Annotated in this window: 15 protein-coding genes and 1 tRNA gene; 11 read left to right on the top strand and 5 right to left on the bottom strand. The window is 67.3% G+C overall.

All coding sequences use genetic code 11. The features are described 5' to 3' along the window. The first annotated feature begins 102 nt into the window (after positions 1–102). The 3 genes from QVG61_RS12880 to QVG61_RS12890 all read left to right on the top strand — a co-directional run bounded on the left by QVG61_RS12880 (position 103) and on the right by QVG61_RS12890 (position 4,392). Positions 103–2,052 carry a transglycosylase SLT domain-containing protein gene (locus tag QVG61_RS12880; RefSeq protein WP_289931051.1) on the top strand — a complete coding sequence of 650 codons (1,950 nt, stop codon included), beginning with the start codon at positions 103–105 and terminating at the stop codon, positions 2,050–2,052. 89 nt (positions 2,053–2,141) lie between these two features. After that, a complete protein-coding gene (locus QVG61_RS12885; protein ID WP_289931053.1) occupies positions 2,142–3,101 on the top strand; it encodes a complex I NDUFA9 subunit family protein in 960 nt (319 codons plus the stop codon). A gap of 16 nt (positions 3,102–3,117) precedes the next feature. Then, positions 3,118–4,392: a multifunctional CCA addition/repair protein gene (locus QVG61_RS12890; RefSeq protein WP_289931055.1), complete on the top strand. Its 1,275-nt coding sequence runs from the start codon at positions 3,118–3,120 to the stop codon at positions 4,390–4,392. Positions 4,393–5,214: 822 nt separating this feature from the next. Here the strand turns inward: QVG61_RS12890 and QVG61_RS12895 are convergent. The 4 genes from QVG61_RS12895 to folB are packed head-to-tail and all read right to left on the bottom strand — an operon-like array spanning position 5,215 to position 8,095. After that, positions 5,215–6,012: an undecaprenyl-diphosphate phosphatase gene (locus QVG61_RS12895; protein ID WP_289931059.1), complete on the bottom strand. Its 798-nt coding sequence runs from the start codon at positions 6,010–6,012 to the stop codon at positions 5,215–5,217. A 35-nt stretch (positions 6,013–6,047) separates the two neighbouring features. Further along, positions 6,048–7,235 (bottom strand): SAM-dependent methyltransferase, encoded by a 1,188-nt coding sequence (locus tag QVG61_RS12900; protein ID WP_289931061.1) that lies wholly within the window; start codon positions 7,233–7,235, stop codon positions 6,048–6,050. Continuing rightward, positions 7,236–7,739, bottom strand: coding sequence for a 2-amino-4-hydroxy-6-hydroxymethyldihydropteridine diphosphokinase (gene folK, locus QVG61_RS12905; protein WP_289931063.1), 504 nt, complete (start codon positions 7,737–7,739; stop codon positions 7,236–7,238). Continuing rightward, positions 7,739–8,095 carry a dihydroneopterin aldolase gene (folB, locus tag QVG61_RS12910; RefSeq protein ID WP_289931065.1) on the bottom strand — a complete coding sequence of 119 codons (357 nt, stop codon included), beginning with the start codon at positions 8,093–8,095 and terminating at the stop codon, positions 7,739–7,741. The genes folK and folB overlap by 1 nt, the downstream gene beginning before the upstream one ends. Positions 8,096–8,175: 80 nt before the next feature. Here folB and plsY point away from each other — a divergent pair, with 80 nt between their 5' ends. Continuing rightward, positions 8,176–8,787, top strand: coding sequence for a glycerol-3-phosphate 1-O-acyltransferase PlsY (gene plsY / locus QVG61_RS12915; RefSeq protein WP_289931067.1), 612 nt, complete (start codon positions 8,176–8,178; stop codon positions 8,785–8,787). Between the two features lie 300 nt (positions 8,788–9,087). Here the strand turns inward: plsY and tsaD are convergent, their stop codons facing one another. Next, positions 9,088–10,116: a tRNA (adenosine(37)-N6)-threonylcarbamoyltransferase complex transferase subunit TsaD gene (tsaD, locus tag QVG61_RS12920; RefSeq protein ID WP_289931070.1), complete on the bottom strand. Its 1,029-nt coding sequence runs from the start codon at positions 10,114–10,116 to the stop codon at positions 9,088–9,090. Between the two features lie 161 nt (positions 10,117–10,277). On the opposite strand from tsaD, the gene rpsU reads away from it, so the two are divergent. The 7 genes from rpsU (at position 10,278) to QVG61_RS12955 (ending at position 16,492) form a co-directional block, all read left to right on the top strand. Next, complete coding sequence (gene rpsU, locus QVG61_RS12925; protein WP_289931073.1) at positions 10,278–10,493, top strand: 30S ribosomal protein S21; 216 nt, start codon at positions 10,278–10,280, stop codon at positions 10,491–10,493. Positions 10,494–10,505: 12 nt separating this feature from the next. Beyond that, positions 10,506–10,955, top strand: coding sequence for a GatB/YqeY domain-containing protein (locus QVG61_RS12930; RefSeq protein WP_289931075.1), 450 nt, complete (start codon positions 10,506–10,508; stop codon positions 10,953–10,955). A gap of 113 nt (positions 10,956–11,068) precedes the next feature. Next, complete coding sequence (gene dnaG, locus QVG61_RS12935; protein ID WP_289931076.1) at positions 11,069–12,856, top strand: DNA primase; 1,788 nt, start codon at positions 11,069–11,071, stop codon at positions 12,854–12,856. Positions 12,857–12,985: 129 nt separating this feature from the next. Next, positions 12,986–14,800: an RNA polymerase sigma factor RpoD gene (rpoD, locus tag QVG61_RS12940; RefSeq protein ID WP_289931077.1), complete on the top strand. Its 1,815-nt coding sequence runs from the start codon at positions 12,986–12,988 to the stop codon at positions 14,798–14,800. 93 nt (positions 14,801–14,893) lie between these two features. Then, positions 14,894–14,970, top strand: a tRNA-Ile gene (locus tag QVG61_RS12945). Between the two features lie 581 nt (positions 14,971–15,551). Further along, on the top strand, positions 15,552–15,869 hold the full coding sequence (locus tag QVG61_RS12950; protein ID WP_289931078.1) for a GIY-YIG nuclease family protein: 318 nt from the start codon (positions 15,552–15,554) through the stop codon (positions 15,867–15,869). 17 nt (positions 15,870–15,886) lie between these two features. Next, positions 15,887–16,492 (top strand): restriction endonuclease subunit S, encoded by a 606-nt coding sequence (locus QVG61_RS12955; protein ID WP_289931079.1) that lies wholly within the window; start codon positions 15,887–15,889, stop codon positions 16,490–16,492. Positions 16,493–16,517 lie beyond the last annotated feature (25 nt).

Consider the following 16,517-nt stretch of genomic DNA (forward strand, 5'->3'; position numbering starts at 1 on the left):
CCTCGCTTGGGTTTTTTTTCGTGATCGCGGTTATCGACCATGCCGGGTCGATCGTCGATTTACGGGGCCCACGCCCAGTCGATTGTCATACTATAGTGAATCATGGATCGAAGGCCGCTCATTCTTCTCCTGTCCCTGCTCCTCGCCCTGCCTGTCGGCGCTCGTGGCGGCGACGATCCGCTGACTGCGCAACGCGAGCGTTTTCGCCAGGCCTATGCGGCCCTGGAGCGCGGTCAGGAGGCACGGGCCCGACGCCTGGCCCGGGGACTGGAGGACTATCCGCTCTATCCCTATCTGGAGGAACGCCGCCTGCGCCGTCAGGGATCAGGGGCCAGCGACGCCGAGATCCGCACCTTCCTCGACCGCTGGCCGGACGGGCCGCTGGCCGAGCGGCTGCGCCGCAGCTGGCTCAAGCGGCTCGCCCGGCAGAAGGCCTGGCCGCGCTTTCTCGCCTTCTACCGCGAACCGCAGTCGGCCGAGCTGCAGTGCTACCGGCTGCAGGCCCTGCTGGCCCGGCAGCCGCCTGATGCCGACTGGCTGCAGCACGCCCGTCGGCAGTGGCTGGTCGGCCGCTCGCAGCCGGACAGCTGCGACCCGGTGTTCAAGGTGCTGCTCGCCTCCCCGGCGATGAGCAGCGAGCTCATCTGGCAGCGCATCGAGCTGGCCATCGACAACGGCAAGCTGAGCCTGGCCCGCTGGCTGGGTGGCAAGCTGTCGGCGGCCGACCGCCGCTGGGTGGAACGCTGGCGTGCCGCCCACCGCCGCCCGGCGCGCACCCTGCGTGACCCGGCCCTCGCCAAGGACAACCCGCTGGTGCGCAAGATCCTGGTCCACGCCCTGCAGCGGCTGGCGCGCAGCGACCCGCCCAGCGCCCGGGCCCACTGGCAACGGCTGCGCCAGCGGCACGCCTTCAGCCCCGCGCAGCGCGCCGCGGTGCAGCGCAGCATCGCCCTCCACGCCGCCTACCGTTATCTGCCCGAGGCGCGCGCCTGGCTGGACAGCATCCCGGCCGAAGCCCGCGACCGGCGTAGCCGCGAATGGCGCGCCCGCACCGCCCTGCAGGCCGCCGACTGGCCGGATCTGCTGGCCGCCATCCTGGCCATGCCGGAGGAGGAGCGCAATGCCACCGAATGGCGCTGGTGGCGGGCCGTGGCCCTGGAAAATAGCGGCCGGGCGGACCAGGCCCGCAGCCTGTTCGCCACCTTGGCCGGCGAGCGCCACTACTACGGCTTCCTCGCCGCCGACCGCCTGCAGCAGGACTACCGGCTCGGCCATCGCGCCATCAGCGCCGACCGCGCCGCGCTGGATGCGCTGCTGGCCATCCACCCCGGTCTGCTGCGCGCCGGCGAGCTGTACCGGCTGGAGATGCGCCTTGCCGCCCGTCGCGAGTGGCGTCACGCCAGCGCCGCGCTGACCCCACGCCAGCTGGAGCTGGCCGCCGCCCTGGCCCACCGCTGGGGCTGGCACGACCAGGCCATCGCCACCGCCGCCCGCAGCCGTCACCGCGACGACCTCGAGCTGCGCTTCCCCCTGGTCTACACCGCCCAGGTGGAACAGACCGCGCGCCGCTTCAAGCTCGATCCCGCCTGGATCTTCGGCGTCATGCGCCAGGAGAGCGCCTTCAAGGCCGACGCCCGCTCACCCGCCGGCGCCCTTGGTCTGATGCAGCTGATGCCGGCCACGGGGCGGCATACCGCCAGGTTGCTCAGGCTGCCGCGGCCAACCACCGCCACCCTGCTCCAGGCGGGGGCCAACATCCGCCTCGGCAGCGGCTATCTGAAACGCGTCCTGGAACGCTTCGCCGGCAACGAGGTGCTGGCCACTGCCGCCTACAACGCAGGTCCGCTGCGGGTGCAGCGCTGGCTGCCGAAGACGGACGGCATGCCGGCCGCCCGCTGGGTCGACACCCTGCCCTACCGCGAGACCCGCGGCTACGTGCGTGGCGTGCTGGCCTTCACCACCGTCTACGACCTGCGCCTCGACGGCGGCGCCCGCCCCCTCAGCAGCCGCATGCCCGAGATCCCAGCCCGCGAGCCCCGGGGCGACACCTGAGGCGCCGCCCCCCCGGCGGGTTGACCTGCCACGGCCGCGCCGCCACTATGGCGGGCGGTTCCGCATCCTCCAACAGAAGCGATACGAACATGGCACACCACAGGCAGATCTGCGTCATCGGCGGCACCGGCTTCCTCGGCCGCCACCTCTGCAACCGGCTGGCCGACGCCGGCTATCGGGTCCGGGTACCGACCCGGCGGGTGGTACGCCACCGCGAACTCCAGGTCCACCCCAACATCCGGCTGGAAGAACGCAACGTCCATGATCCCGAGGCCCTGCGCGCCGCGATCGAGGGCTGTGCGGCGGTGGTCAACCTGGTCGGCATCCTCAATGAAGACCGGCCGGGCGACTTCCGCAAGGTGCACGTCGAGCTGCCACAGCGGATCGTCGAGGCCTGCCTGGCCGGCGGCGTGCCGCGACTGCTGCACATGAGCGCACTGAACGCCTACCCGCGCGAGGAACACAGCCAGTACCTGCGCACCAAGGGTGAGGGCGAGGACCTGGTGCATGCCGCCGCCGCCCAGGGACTCCGGGTCACCAGCTTCCGGCCCTCGGTGATCTTCGGCCCGGACGACCACTTCTTCAACCGCTTCGCCCGCCTGCTGCGGCTGAGTCCGCTGCTGTTCCCGCTGGCCTGCCCGGATGCCCGCTTTGCACCCGTCTATGTCGGCGACGTGGCGGCAGCCTTCCATCGCGCCCTGGAAGACGACAGCACCATCGGCCGCCACTGTGACCTGTGCGGCCCGCGCATCTACCGACTGCACGAACTGGTCGCCTACACCGGCCAGCTGATCGGCGTCCGGCCGCGCATCCTGCGCCTCGGCAACAGCACCTCCTGGCTGCAGGCACGGCTGCTGGAATACCTGCCCGGCACCCCCTTCTCACGCGACAACTTCTGGTCGCTGCAGAAAGAGAGCGTCTGCCAGGACAACTGCCTGCTGCGACTCGGCATCCAGCCGACCGCCGTGGAGGCGGTGATGCCGCGCCACCTGGCCGGCCGCTCCAGCCGCGGCCGCTACCAGGCCTTCCGCCGCCTGGCCCACCGCTGAGCGACATCGGCCGCGCATGGAGACCTACCTGGTCGGCGGCGCGGTGCGCGACAAGCTGCTCGGCCTGCCGGTCGAGGAACGCGACTGGGTGGTGGTCGGCGCCACGCCCGAGGAGATGCTGGCCCGCGGCTTCCGTCCGGTGGGCAAGGATTTCCCGGTGTTCCTCCATCCCGAGACCGGCGAGGAATATGCCCTGGCGCGCACCGAACGCAAGAGCGGCCACGGCTACACCGGCTTCGAGTTCCATGCCAGCCCGGAGGTTACGCTGGAGGAGGACCTGCGCCGCCGCGACCTGACCATCAACGCCATGGCGGAGGCGGCGGACGGCACCCTCATCGACCCCTTCGGCGGCAGGGAGGATCTCGAGCAGGGCCTGCTGCGCCATGTCTCCCCCGCCTTCGCCGAGGATCCGCTGCGCATCCTGCGGGTGGCGCGCTTCGCGGCCCGCTTCGCGAAGTTCGGCTTCCGTATCGCCCATGGCACCTTCGCCCTGATGAAGCGCATGGTGGAGAACGGCGAGGTCGACTACCTGGTGCCGGAACGGGTCTGGAAGGAGACCGAGAAGGCCCTGGCCGGCGACTACCCCCAGGTCTATTTCCGGGTGCTGCACCGCTGCGGCGCCCTGGCCCGGCTGTTCCCGGAACTGGAGCGACTGTTCGGCGTCCCCCAGCCGCCCCATGTCCATCCGGAGATCGACAGCGGCCTGCACAGCCTGCTGGTGCTGGAACAGGCGGCCCGGCTATCGGCCGATCCGCGGCTGCGCTTCGCGGCCCTGACCCACGACCTCGGCAAGGGCGAGACCCCGGCCGAGGCGCTGCCCCGCCACCCCGGCCACGACAAGCGCGGCGCCGAACTGGTGGACCGGCTCTGCGACCGGCTGAAGACCCCCAACGACTATCGCCAGCTGGCCCGGCTGGTGGCCGCCCATCACATGGCCTGCCACCGGGCCTTCGAGCTGCGCCCGTCCACCCTGCTCGACCTGCTGCTGCGGATCGATGCCTTCCGCCGCCCCGAGCGGCTGGACAGCTTCCTGCTCGCCTGCCACGCCGACATCCGCGGCCGCAGCGGCCACGAGCAGGACCCCTACCCCCAGGCCGATTATGTGCGGGCAGCCTTCGCGGCAGCACGGACGGTGGACGCCCGCTCGCTGGCGGCCGAGGGCCTGAAGGGGGCGGCCATCGGCGAACGGCTGCGCGAGCGGCGCATCGCGGCGATTCGGGCGGTAAAGGAAAAGTGGAAAGAAGCCGGGAATTCAGAATCCAGGAGTCAGAATTCAGAAGCCAGAAGCTAGACACCACGCCAATCGCGGCCTGGAGGCCGCTCCTACCAGGGTGCCGCCATGCCCCGTAGGAGCGGCCTCCAGGCCGCGATCCCCGGCGGGGCCAGCCACGCCATCTCCGGGGGCCTGGTGCAATATCCGGGCTAGTGGCCGAGAGCCTGAAAGGGGCGGCCATCGGCGAACGGCTGCGCGAGCGGCGCATCGCGGCGATTCGGGCGGTGAAGGAAAAGTGGAAAGAAGGTGGGAGTGAGAATTCAGAATCCAGGAGTCAGAAGCCAGAAGCTAGCAGCCTGTTGACACCACGCCAATCGCGGCCTGGAGGCCGCTCCTGCCAGGGTGCCGCCATGCCCCGTAGGAGCGGCCTCCAGGCCGCGATCCCCATCGGGGCCAGCCACGCCATCTCCGGGGGCCTGGTGCAATATCCGGGCTAGTGGCCGAGAGCCTGAAGGGGGCGGCCATCGGCGAACGGCTGCGCGAGCGGCGCATCGCGGCGATTCGGGCGGTGAAGGAAAAGTGGAAAGAAGGCGGGAGTGAGAAGTCAGAATCCAGAATCCAGGAGCCAGAAGCCAGAAGCCAGAAGCCAGAAGCTGGAAGCTAGCAGCCCGTTGACACCACGCCAATCGCGGCCTGGAGGCCGCTCCTGCCAGGGTGCGGCCATGCCCCGTAGGAGCGGCCTCCAGGCCGCGATCCCCGGCGGGTCCAGCCACGCCACCGTCCGGGGGCTGATGCAATATGCGGACAGCTAGCGGCGCTTCACGCCGCATCGCGACCTGGCGATCGCTCCTACCCCCCTATCTCCTGACTTCTGGCTTCTGGCTTCTGAATTCTGTAGCTTCAAGCAAAAATCAGCAGCAGCACGGCACCGAGCAGCAGCCGGTAGACCACGAAGGGCATAAAGCCGATCCGCGCCAGCAGCTTGAGGAAGAAGTGGATGCACAGGTAGGCGCTCAGCGCGGACAGCGCGGCACCGAGCGACAGCGCCGTCCAGTCCACTGGTACCGGCGAGGCAAGCAGTTCGCGGGTCTCCAGACCGCCGGCCAGCAGGATCACCGGGATCGACAGCAGGAAGGAGAAGCGGGCCGCCGCCTCCCGGCTCAGACCGGCCAGCAGACCGGCGGTCATGGTGATGCCGGAACGCGAGGTCCCGGGGATCAGCGCCACCGCCTGGGCCACACCGATCAGCAGCACGTCCTTCCAGCCGATGCTGTGCTCGTCGCGTCGCCGGGAACCGGCGTGATCCGCCCAACCGAGCAGCAGGCCGAAACCCACGGTGGTGGCGGCGATCACCAGCGGCGAACGCAGCGAGGTCTCGATGACATCCTTGAACAGCAGCCCGGCCAAGCCTACCGGGATGGTGCCGAAACCCACCGCCCAGGCCAGGCGCGCATCCGCGGTCAGGCCGCGGCCGGCCAGCGAGCCCAGCCAGTCACCGAGCATGCGACCCAGCTCCTGGCGGAAGTAGAACACCACCGCAGCCAGGGTACCGATGTGTACCGCCACGTCGAAGGCCAGGCCCTGATCGGGCCAACCCAGCAGTTGCGGCACCAGGATGAGGTGCGCCGAGCTGGAGATGGGCAGGAATTCGGTCAGCCCCTGGAGCAGGGCCAGGCTGATGATCTGGATCAGTTCCATGGCGTCGTCGTTCTTCTCGTTGTTCCACTCGTTCGCTACAGCCGGCTGCGCAGGTCCTGCAGGCGGAAACCGGGCAGCCCCCCGGGCAGGCCCCGCCCGAGCAGCAGGCACTTGAAGCGTTCCCCCATCTCCCCCGGCAGCAGCAGGGTCTTGAGCTGCTGCACCTCGGCCAGATAGGCCGGATCGGCGGGGTCCGCCGGCACCGCCAGCCGCTGCTCGATGCCGTTGTCGAGCAGCAGGTGGGCCTGGGTGCAAAAGCCCTGCACCTCGAGCCCCGCCGCCGCCCCCGCCTCGGCCAGGGCGGTGAAATCGACATAGGCGGTGATGTCCTGCAGCCCCGGCAGGCACAGCGGATCGGCATGGGCGCGGTGGCGATAGTGGCACATCAGGGTGCCCTGCGCACGCTGCGGATGGTAGTACTCACGGCGCGGATGGCCGTAGTCGATGAACAGCATGGCCCCCTCGAAACCCTCGGCCAGTCCCGCCAGCCAGGCCGGCAGCTGGGGCCGGAATTCGGAGCGGTAACCCTCGGCCAGGCCGCACTCCGCGGCCAGGGCGGCCAACGGCCCGGCGAACGCCGGGCTGTCGTCCGGCTGGTAATCCAGGACGAAGCCACCCGCCTCCCAGCCGACCCGGCCGCGCTCGGCGCCCGCCGAGCGCCAGCGGAACAGTTCCACCGGCAGGGCGTCGACCACCTCGTTTGCGAGCAGCACCCCGCGCAGCCCGCGTGGCGGCGCATCCAGCCACTCCACGCGAGCGGCAAACTGAGGACAGTCCGCCGCCAGCCGCTGGCGCTGGCGCTGGCGCAGCTCGGCGCTGGGTTCGAGGATCAGATAGCGCCCGGGCAGGGCATCGCGCCGCGCCAGCTCGTTCAGCAGGCCGGCGGCCAGGGCGCCGCTGCCGGCGCCGAGTTCGAGCAGGTCGCCGCCGCCGAGCGCCTGCAATGCCGCGGCACAGCTGCCGGCCAGGCCGAGGGCGAACAGCGGGCCGAGCTCGGGCGCGGTGACGAAGTCGCCAGCGGCGCCGAACTTGCGCGAGCCGGCGCTGTAGTAGCCGAGCCCCGGGGCATAGAGCACCCGCTCCATGAAGCGCGAAAAGGGGATGGAACCGCCCGCCTCGGCGATCTCGCCGCGCAGCATCTCGACCAGCCGCTCGCCGAGTTCGCGTGCCGCCGGCTCCGGGGCAGGCCAGTCCGGCGGGATGGCCCAGGGGGAGGCCGCCATTCAGGGAAGATCCGCGGCCGGGTCGAAGTCGATCCGCCGCAGGCGCTGGCCACTGGCGTCGAAGGCCGCCCACATGGCGGCGAAGGACTCGCCGGTGAGCGGATGGACGGCGTCCGGGGCGAGGTCGGCCAGCGGCTTGAGGACGAAGGCGTGGCGGGTGATCTCCTCGCGCGGGATCTGCACGCCGCCGCTGTCCATGATCCGGTCGTCGTAGAGCAGCAGGTCGATGTCCAGGGTGCGCGGGGCGAAACGCGGCCCACCCCGGCGCCGGCCGCAGGCCGCTTCGATGGCATGCAGCCGCTCGACCACCTCGGCCGGCGTCTCATCGGTGTCGAAGGCGGCCACCAGATTGTAGAAGTCCTCGCCCTCGAAGCCGATCGCGGCGGTCTCGTAGACCGGCGACAAGACCAGCGGCCCGTAGGCCTCGGCCAGCCGGCGCACCCCCTCGCGCACCTGCCGCTCGCGGTCGATGTTGCTGCCGATGCTGACGTAGACCCGGGCCATCAGCTGCGCGTGCCGCGTTCGATGATCACCCCGACGTCACGCGCGCCGCGCACGGCGCCGGTCTTGTTCAGGGTCAGGCGTATCCAGGGGACGTCGAATTCCTCGAGCACGAGACTTGCGCAGCGTTCGGCCAGGGTCTCGACCAGCTGGAATTCGCTGCCCTCGACGAACTCGATCAGTCGCTTGGCCACCGCCTTGTAGTTGAGGGTGTCCTCGATGGCATCGCTGGCCGCGGCCTTGCGGATGTCCGCGGCCATCTCCAGGTCGAGGCTGATCGTCTGCCGGATGCGCCGCTCCCAGTCGTAGATGCCGATCACGGTGTCGATGCGCAGGTCGCGCAGGAAGATGATGTCCATGGGCTGTCCGCCGGGCTGCCAAACGGCGCCTCACTATAAACGCTTGACGGCGCCCGGACAAAGCTTTGCAATAGCCGCCCATGCCCGTTGCCCCGTCCGCCATCCTGCTGGTGCTGTTCGCCTATCTGCTCGGTTCCGTCTCCACCGCAGTGGTCGTCGGCCGGCTGCTGGGCATGCCCGACCCGCGCACCCAGGGCTCCGGCAATCCCGGGGCCACCAACATGCTGCGGCTCGGCGGCCGCAAGGCCGGCGCCATCACCCTGCTCGGCGACATGGCCAAGGGGCTGATCCCGATGCTGCTGGCGCACGGACTGGACGCCGGTGCCGGGTTGCTGGCGGCCACCGGCCTGGCCGCCTTCCTCGGTCATCTCTATCCGCTGTATTTCGGCTTCCGCGGCGGCAAGGGGGTGGCCACCGCGCTCGGCGTGCTGCTCGGCCTGCACTGGGCGGTGGGCCTGGCCACCATCGGCACTTGGCTGGGGGTGGCCCTGGTCAGCCGCATCTCCTCGCTCTCGGCCCTGGTCGCCGCGGCCGCCTCGCCGCTCTACGTCTGGTGGCTGACCGGGGACCCTCTGCTGGTCGCCGCCACCGGCCTGATGACCCTCATGCTCTACTGGCGCCACCGCAGCAATATCCGCAACCTGCTCCAGGGCAGCGAGGGGCGGATCAAGCTGGGCTCGAAGAAGGACTGAGCGGGTAACAGCGGATCAGATATAGCCACGGAAAACACGGGCGTATTATGGCCACGAAACCCACGAAAAATTCCCGAATGAATGAAGGAGTCAGGAGAGATAACGCTTCCATCTACTGACTTCTGAACGCTTCCTTTTCGTGGATTTCGTGGGTTTCGTGGCCATCGTCGGTTCCGCCTGACGACGGTGGTAATCCCATCGCGGCCTGGAGACCGCTCCTACGGATACCTCGTGCCGCCATACCCTGTAGGCGCGGCGCCCACGCCGCGGCGGCGGCAACCCCATCGTAGCCCGGGACCCTCAGCAGGCCGCGCCCTCTACCGGCCCCAGCTCCTCCAACGGCCAGCGGGCGCGGGCCTCGATCTGCGCCGCCTCCTGCTGCCCCGCGGCCAGCCGCAGGCAGCCGGCGAAGGCGATCATGGCACCGTTGTCGGTGCAGAACTCGGGCCGCGGGTAGTACACGGCCCCGCCGCGCGCCTCGGCCAGCTCGCGCAGCCGTTCGCGCAGGGCCCGGTTGGCGCCCACCCCGCCGGCCACCACCAGCCGCTTGAGGCCGGTCTGCTCCAGCGCCCGCCGGCACTTGATGGCCAGGGTGTCGACCACCGCGTCCTGGAAGGCGCGGGCGATGTCGCAGCGTGCCTGCTCGCTGTGGTCGGAGGCCTGCCAGGTGTTGAGGGCGAAGGTCTTCAGACCGCTGAAGCTGAAATCCAGGCCGGGGCGGTCGGTCATCGGCCGCGGGAAACGATAGCGCTGCGGATCGCCGCGCTCGGCCAGGCGGGCCAGCGCCGGCCCGCCCGGATAGGGCAGACCGAGCAGCTTGGCAGTCTTGTCGAAGGCCTCGCCGGCGGCGTCGTCCAGGGTCTCGCCAAGCAGCCGGTAGCGACCGACGCCCTCGACCTGGACCAGCTGGGTGTGGCCGCCGGAGACCAGCAGGGCGACAAAGGGGAAATCCGGCGGCGACGCCTCCAGCAGCGGCGCCAGCAGATGGCCCTCCATGTGGTGCACGGCCACCGCCGGCACCCCCCAGGTCCAGGCCAGGGCCCGCCCCAGCGAGGCACCGACCAGCAGGGCGCCGATCAGGCCGGGACCCGCGGTATAGGCCACACCGCCGACGTCCGTCCCGGCCACCCCCGCCGCCTCCAGCGCCTGGCGCAGCAGCGGCAACAGCCGGCGCAGGTGGTCACGCGAGGCCAGCTCCGGCACCACGCCGCCGTATTCGGCATGCAGCGGGATCTGGCTGTACAGGCTGTGGGCGAGCAGACCCTCGCCGCGCCGGTAGAGGGCGACGCCGGTCTCGTCGCAGGAGGTTTCGATGCCGAGGACGAGCATCGCGCCATTCTCGCGGAGGGGCGCAGGCGGCACAAGCGCGGCGGCCGGCTTTGCTTTCCCGGCGCGGAGCGATTAGAATGCACGCCCTTTCAGGTCCGACAGGGGCCTGCGGTCGCCGTGGATCACGGCTAACAGTCACGGATATAGAGGTAGATCGCTACATGCCCAGCGTTCGCGTTCGAGAAAACGAGCCCTTCGAGGTCGCCCTGCGTCGCTTCAAGCGCTCCTGTGAAAAGGCCGGCATCCTCTCCGAGGTACGCCGCCGCGAGTACTACGAAAAGCCCACCCAGGAACGCAAGCGCAAGCGCGCCGCGGCCGTCAAGCGACACATGAAGAAGGTCAGCCGCGAAGTCGCCCGTCACCAGCGCCTGTACTGATACCCGCCCGCCATGTCGCTCAAGGCCCGTATCCAGGAGGATATGAAGGCCGCCATGCGTGGCGGTGACAAGTCCCGCCTGGCCACCATCCGTCTGATCATGGCGGCCATCAAGCAGCGCGAGGTCGACGAGCGCATCGAGCTGGACGACGCCCAGATCACGGCGGTGCTGGACAAGATGGTCAAGCAGCGGCGTGAATCCATCGCGCAGTTCAAGAAGGCCGGTCGCGACGACCTGGTCGAGAAGGAAAGCCAGGAACTGGAGGTCATCCAGACCTATCTGCCGGAGCCCCTCAGCGAGGCGGAGATCGAGGCCCTCGTCGAGGCCGCCATCGCCGAGACCGGCGCCAGCAGCATCAAGGACATGGGCAAGGTCATGGGCCTGCTCAAGCCCAAGCTCCAGGGCCGCGCCGACATGGGCGCGGTCAGCGGCCGCATCAAGGCCCGCCTCTCCGGGCAATAGCCACGGAATCCCCCTTCCGTACCTTCCGCGGCCATTCAGACCCGTAGGTCGGATTAGGCGCGAAGCGCCGTAATCCGACCTACGTGGGGGCGGGAGTGGAGTAAACTAGGGGCATGGCCGGACGCATCCCGCAGCAGTTCATCGACGATCTGATCAACCGGATCGACATCGTCGAGGTGATCGACAGCCGCATCCAGCTGAAGAAGGCGGGCCGCGAGTACACCGCCTGCTGCCCCTTCCACAACGAGAAGACCCCCTCCTTCACCGTCAGTCCCGCCAAGCAGTTCTATCACTGCTTCGGCTGCGGCGCGCACGGCACGGCGCTCGGCTTCCTGATGGACTACGAGCACATGGACTTCGTCGAGGCGGTGGAGGAACTGGCCCGGACGCTGGGCCTGGAGGTGCCGCGCGAGGCCGCGGCAGCGGGGACGGCCCCGGACCGCAGCCAGCCGCTGTACGACATCCAGGCCCGCGCGGCGCGCTTCTACCAGCAGCAGCTGCGCAACCACCCCCAGGCCGGACGCGCCATCGACTACCTGAAGCGGCGCGGCCTGTCTGGCGAGATCGCCCGCGACTTCGGCCTCGGCTATGCCCCGCCAGGCTGGGACAACCTGCTGCAGGCACTGGGTGACAGCGAGACCCATCGCCGCCAGCTGCTGGAGGCCGGGCTGGCCATCGCCCGCGACGACGGCCGACTCTACGACCGCTTCCGCGACCGCATCCTGTTCCCCATCCACGACCGGCGCGGCCGGGTGATCGGCTTCGGCGGCCGGGTGCTGGGCGACGACACGCCCAAGTACCTGAATTCGCCAGAGACCCCGGTGTTTCACAAGGGCCGCGAGCTGTACGGGCTGTACGAGGCGCGCAAGGCCGAGCGCAAGCTGGAGCGGCTGCTGGTGGTGGAGGGTTACATGGACGTGGTGGCCCTGGCCCAGTACGGCATCCGCAATGCGGTGGCGACCCTGGGCACCGCCACCACCCGCGAGCACCTGGAACAGCTCTACCGCATCGTCCCCGAGGTGGTGTTCTGCTTCGACGGCGACCGCGCCGGCCGCGCCGCCGCCTGGCGGGCGGCGGAGAACGCCCTGCCCGTGCTGCGCGACGGCCGCCAGGCGCGCTTCCTGTTCCTGCCGGAGGGCGAGGACCCCGACAGTCTGGTGCGCCAGGTCGGGCGCGAGGCGTTCGAGGCCCGAATCGGCGACTCCGTCCCATTTTCCGAATTTTTCTTTGAACATCTGCAGGCCGGGGTCGATATCCAGAGCATGGACGGCCGCGCGCGACTGGTGGAACTCGCCCGGCCGCTGCTCAACAAGCTGCCGGCCGGCGTGCTGCGCGACCTGATGACCGCCCGGCTGGCCGAACTGACCCGGATGGATCCGGGCCGCCTGGAACAGCGGCTGGGGATGGCCGAGGCGCCCGCCAGCCGGCCTGATACGCCACGGCCAGCGGCGCCGCAGGGCGGACAGCGGCACTCGGCGGTGCGCGACGCCATCCAGCTGCTGCTGCACGAACCGGCGCTGGCGGCACGGGTGGAGGAGCGCACGACCCTGGCCGGGGTGGATCTGGCTGGCGTGGAAATCCTGGTTGAATTGCTTGAACTTTTACGGGCAAGACCCCATCTAAGGAACGTCGGCGCCATCCTGGAACATTTCCGTGAACACCCGGCGGAACGCCACCTCTGGAAACTGGCCCGGAGCGAGCCGATCAGCCCGCCGGACGGCAGGGCGGAAGAATTCGACGGTCACATCCGTCTGATCCTGAAGCAGGCCGGCGAGGCACGCTGGCGGCAGTTGCAGGCCAAGCTCGACCGCGACGGCCGGCTGCCGCCGGAGGAACTGGCGGAATGGAAGACCCTGGTGCGCGACCGCGCCCGGCCCACCCCCACGGCGGCAAAGGAATGAGCCGACTGGCGGAATGCCGGCCGATCCGCTAAACTGGGGGTTTGTTTTTCCGCCTTCGCCAAGCCCCTGCGGCTTGGCGAAGGCGCGTTTGCTACTTTGAGTAGAGTGTAGAAGATCACGATGACGACGATGAATCAAGAGCAGCAATCCCAGCTCAAGCTACTGATTGCCAAGGGCAAGGAGCAGGGCTACCTGACCTATGCCGAGGTCAACGACCACCTGCCGGACGAGATCGTCGATCCGGAGCAGATCGAAGACATCATCAACATGATCAATGACATGGGCATCTCCGTGCACGAGGAGACGCCCGATGCCGATACCCTGTTGCTGAACAGCAGCCCGCTGGCCGACGAGGACGCCGCCGAGGAGGCCGCCGCCGCGCTGGCCACGGTGGACAGCGAATTCGGCCGCACCACCGATCCGGTGCGCATGTACATGCGCGAGATGGGTACCGTCGAACTGCTCACCCGCGCCGGCGAGATCGAGATCGCCAAGCGCATCGAGGACGGCCTGCGCCAGGTGCTCTCGGCCCTGTCCTACTTCCCGTCCTCCATCCTCACCCTGCTCAACGAATACACCAAAGTGGAGGCGGAGGAGATCCGCCTGCCCGACGTGATCAGCGGCTTCATCGATCCCAACGCCCTGGACGACGACAGCATCCCGACCCCGGCACCGCGCGTCGAGGCCGGCGCCGAGAAGTCGGACGGCGAGGATACTGAGGAAGAGGTGGTCGACACCGGCCCCGATCCAGAAGAGGTCCGCGCCCGCTTCGAGGAGCTGGCCCGCCTGTACAAGAAGCTGCAGGCCGCCAAGTCGCCGAAGTCGATCGCCAAGCTGCGCAAGGAACTCAGCGAGCGCTTCATGGAGCTGAAACTGGTGCCGCGCCTGGTCGACGAGCTGACCCGCCGCCTGCGCGACACCGTCGACCGCATCCGCACCCAGGAGCGGTTGATCATGAGCCTGTGCGTGAACAAGGCGCAGATGCCGCGCAAGACCTTCATCTCCAGCTTCCCGGACAACGAGACCAATCCGAACTGGCTGGACGAGCAGATCAAGGGTGGCCACAAGTACTCCGCCGCGCTGGAGCAGCACCGCGACGAGATCCGCCGCGCCCAGAACAAGCTGATGGCCATCGAGCAGGAGACCGGCCTGACCATCGGCGAGATCAAGGACATCAACCGTCGCATGTCGATCGGCGAGGCCAAGGCGCGCCGCGCCAAGAAGGAGATGGTCGAGGCCAACCTGCGCCTGGTGATCTCCATCGCCAAGAAGTACACCAACCGCGGGCTGCAGTTCCTGGATCTGATCCAGGAAGGCAACATCGGCCTGATGAAGGCGGTGGACAAGTTCGAATACCGCCGCGGCTACAAGTTCTCGACCTACGCCACCTGGTGGATCCGCCAGGCCATCACCCGCTCCATCGCGGACCAGGCCCGGACCATCCGCATCCCGGTGCACATGATCGAGACCATCAACAAGCTGAACCGCATCAGCCGGCAGATGCTGCAGGAGATGGGCCGCGAGCCGACCCCCGAGGAGCTGGCCGAACGCATGGCCATGCCCGAGGACAAGGTGCGCAAGGTGCTGAAGATCGCCAAGGAGCCGATCTCCATGGAGACCCCGATCGGCGACGACGAGGACTCGCACCTGGGCGACTTCATCGAGGACGTGAGCATCATGTCCCCGGTCGAATCGGCCGCCGTCGAGGGTCTGCGCGAGGCCACCCAGGGCGTGCTCGCCGGCCTGACCCCGCGCGAGGCCAAGGTGCTGCGCATGCGCTTCGGCATCGACATGAACACCGACCATACCCTGGAGGAGGTCGGCAAGCAGTTCGACGTGACCCGCGAGCGCATCCGCCAGATAGAGGCCAAGGCCCTGCGCAAGCTGCGTCACCCCAGCCGCTCCGAGCAGCTGCGCTCCTTCCTGGAGATCGAGAGCAGCTGATTGCCAGGGCCGCCAGGCAGCCGTTATGGAAAGGGCGTCATCCCGCCGGATGACGCCCTTTTTCTATCCAGCTATACTCCGCCTCTCCCCTTCGGGCCTGTAGCTCAGTTGGTTAGAGCAGGGGACTCATAATCCCTTGGTCCCAGGTTCGAGTCCTGGCGGGCCCACCATAAAATCAACGCGGCACAATACTCCTGTGCATGCAAGCATAAGTTGGCCGTTTTGGCCAACTTATTGTTACAGGAAAGCATAGTTGGTCCGGCTTTCATTCGCTGCACACCCTAAGGCCTGTTGTGAAATAAGCCAGATTCTCGATTGTCGGGGGTCTGGCTTATTTTTTGCGCCAATAAAAAATAAGGCTTCAATTTTTCCATATAGAAAGTCTTCCTATAAAGGGAAACTGTTGGCCAACAACAGTCGTTGCTGTATCCATGAAATAATCCAGTGACTCTACATGCCATAACTCATTGATTGCTCGAGGAATCAAGCCTATAGAAATATTTAATTTGAGTAATGCGAATACTGAACTTTTTAGTGTTGACAGTGTCGAATGCAAAAGAGTATTATCATTACTCTTGCAGAAAATATCCTGCGAGCAATAAAAAAGCCCGTGCGGCAACACGGGCTTTTTTTGAAACCTTAACCGGTCAGGCAACGCCTGGTGGCCAGCTAAAGTCGCTTTGATACGCAGTTAAAGTGTACTCCATGCCAGCTCGCCTTGCCAGTCTGGCATTATTACAGGAGTACAAGAATGGCAAAAGAAACCACTGTTACACTCAATGGCGCATCCGGTCGCTCATATAGTTTTGACGTTTACCCTTGGGGCACATCGTTCAAAGCTGTCGGTGCTGTTTACATCATTCTGAAAAAGAACGGCACCAATTTCTCCATCCTCTATATTGGCCAGACCGGTGATCTGTCTGAACGCTTCGACAATCACCACAAGCGACCTTGCTTTGATCGTCACGGCAAAACGCACATCGGTATCCATCTGGAGTCGTCTGAGCCTCGTCGATTCAATATCGAAACCGACTTGGTGCGTAATTACACGCCGGTCTGTAACGACTAAGGCGGACGGGCACTCGAATGAATGCACAACTGACAAGGATCGCCGACTGTGCCGATGTGCTGCCTGGCTACGCTCTCAAGGCTCGTGCGGAGCACGAGCCCGAGGGCACTCATCAGGTCATCCTGGGAAAGCATCTTGCTCCGGCCATGGAACAAGGCATGCCCTACCGTTATTTGCCTGAACACGAGCTGCGTATCACCCCCAAGGGATCACTGGAAAAATACCGGGTCAGGGAAGGCGACGTGCTTTTTGTTTCGCGTGGCAGCCGTAATTGTGCCGCGGTTGTAGAGTCGGTTCCTGAACTAACGGTAGCTTCCGCCACCTTCTACATCCTGCGACCGCATCAGGGTTTTGATCCTGCCTATCTCGCCTGGTGTTTGAACCAACCCCCAATCCAGGCGCGTATCGCCCAGGTCAGAACAAGCGCGGGCACCCCCATCATTCAGCGTAAGATATTTGCTGAACTCATGCTGCCCATCCCTCCGCTGGACAAACAACGCCAGTTTGCCGAGCTGGGAGAATTGATGATGAAAGAACGTACGCTTCGCCAGGCGTTGTTAGTCCAGAGCGACCGCCTTCACCGCGCGCTGGGCGAAAAACTATTGCAACAAATGACATCATGAAACTGATGAAAACAAAAAGAATCCG

The sequence above is a fragment of the Thiohalobacter sp. IOR34 genome (assembly GCF_030406045.1).
GTDB lineage: Bacteria > Pseudomonadota > Gammaproteobacteria > Thiohalobacterales > Thiohalobacteraceae.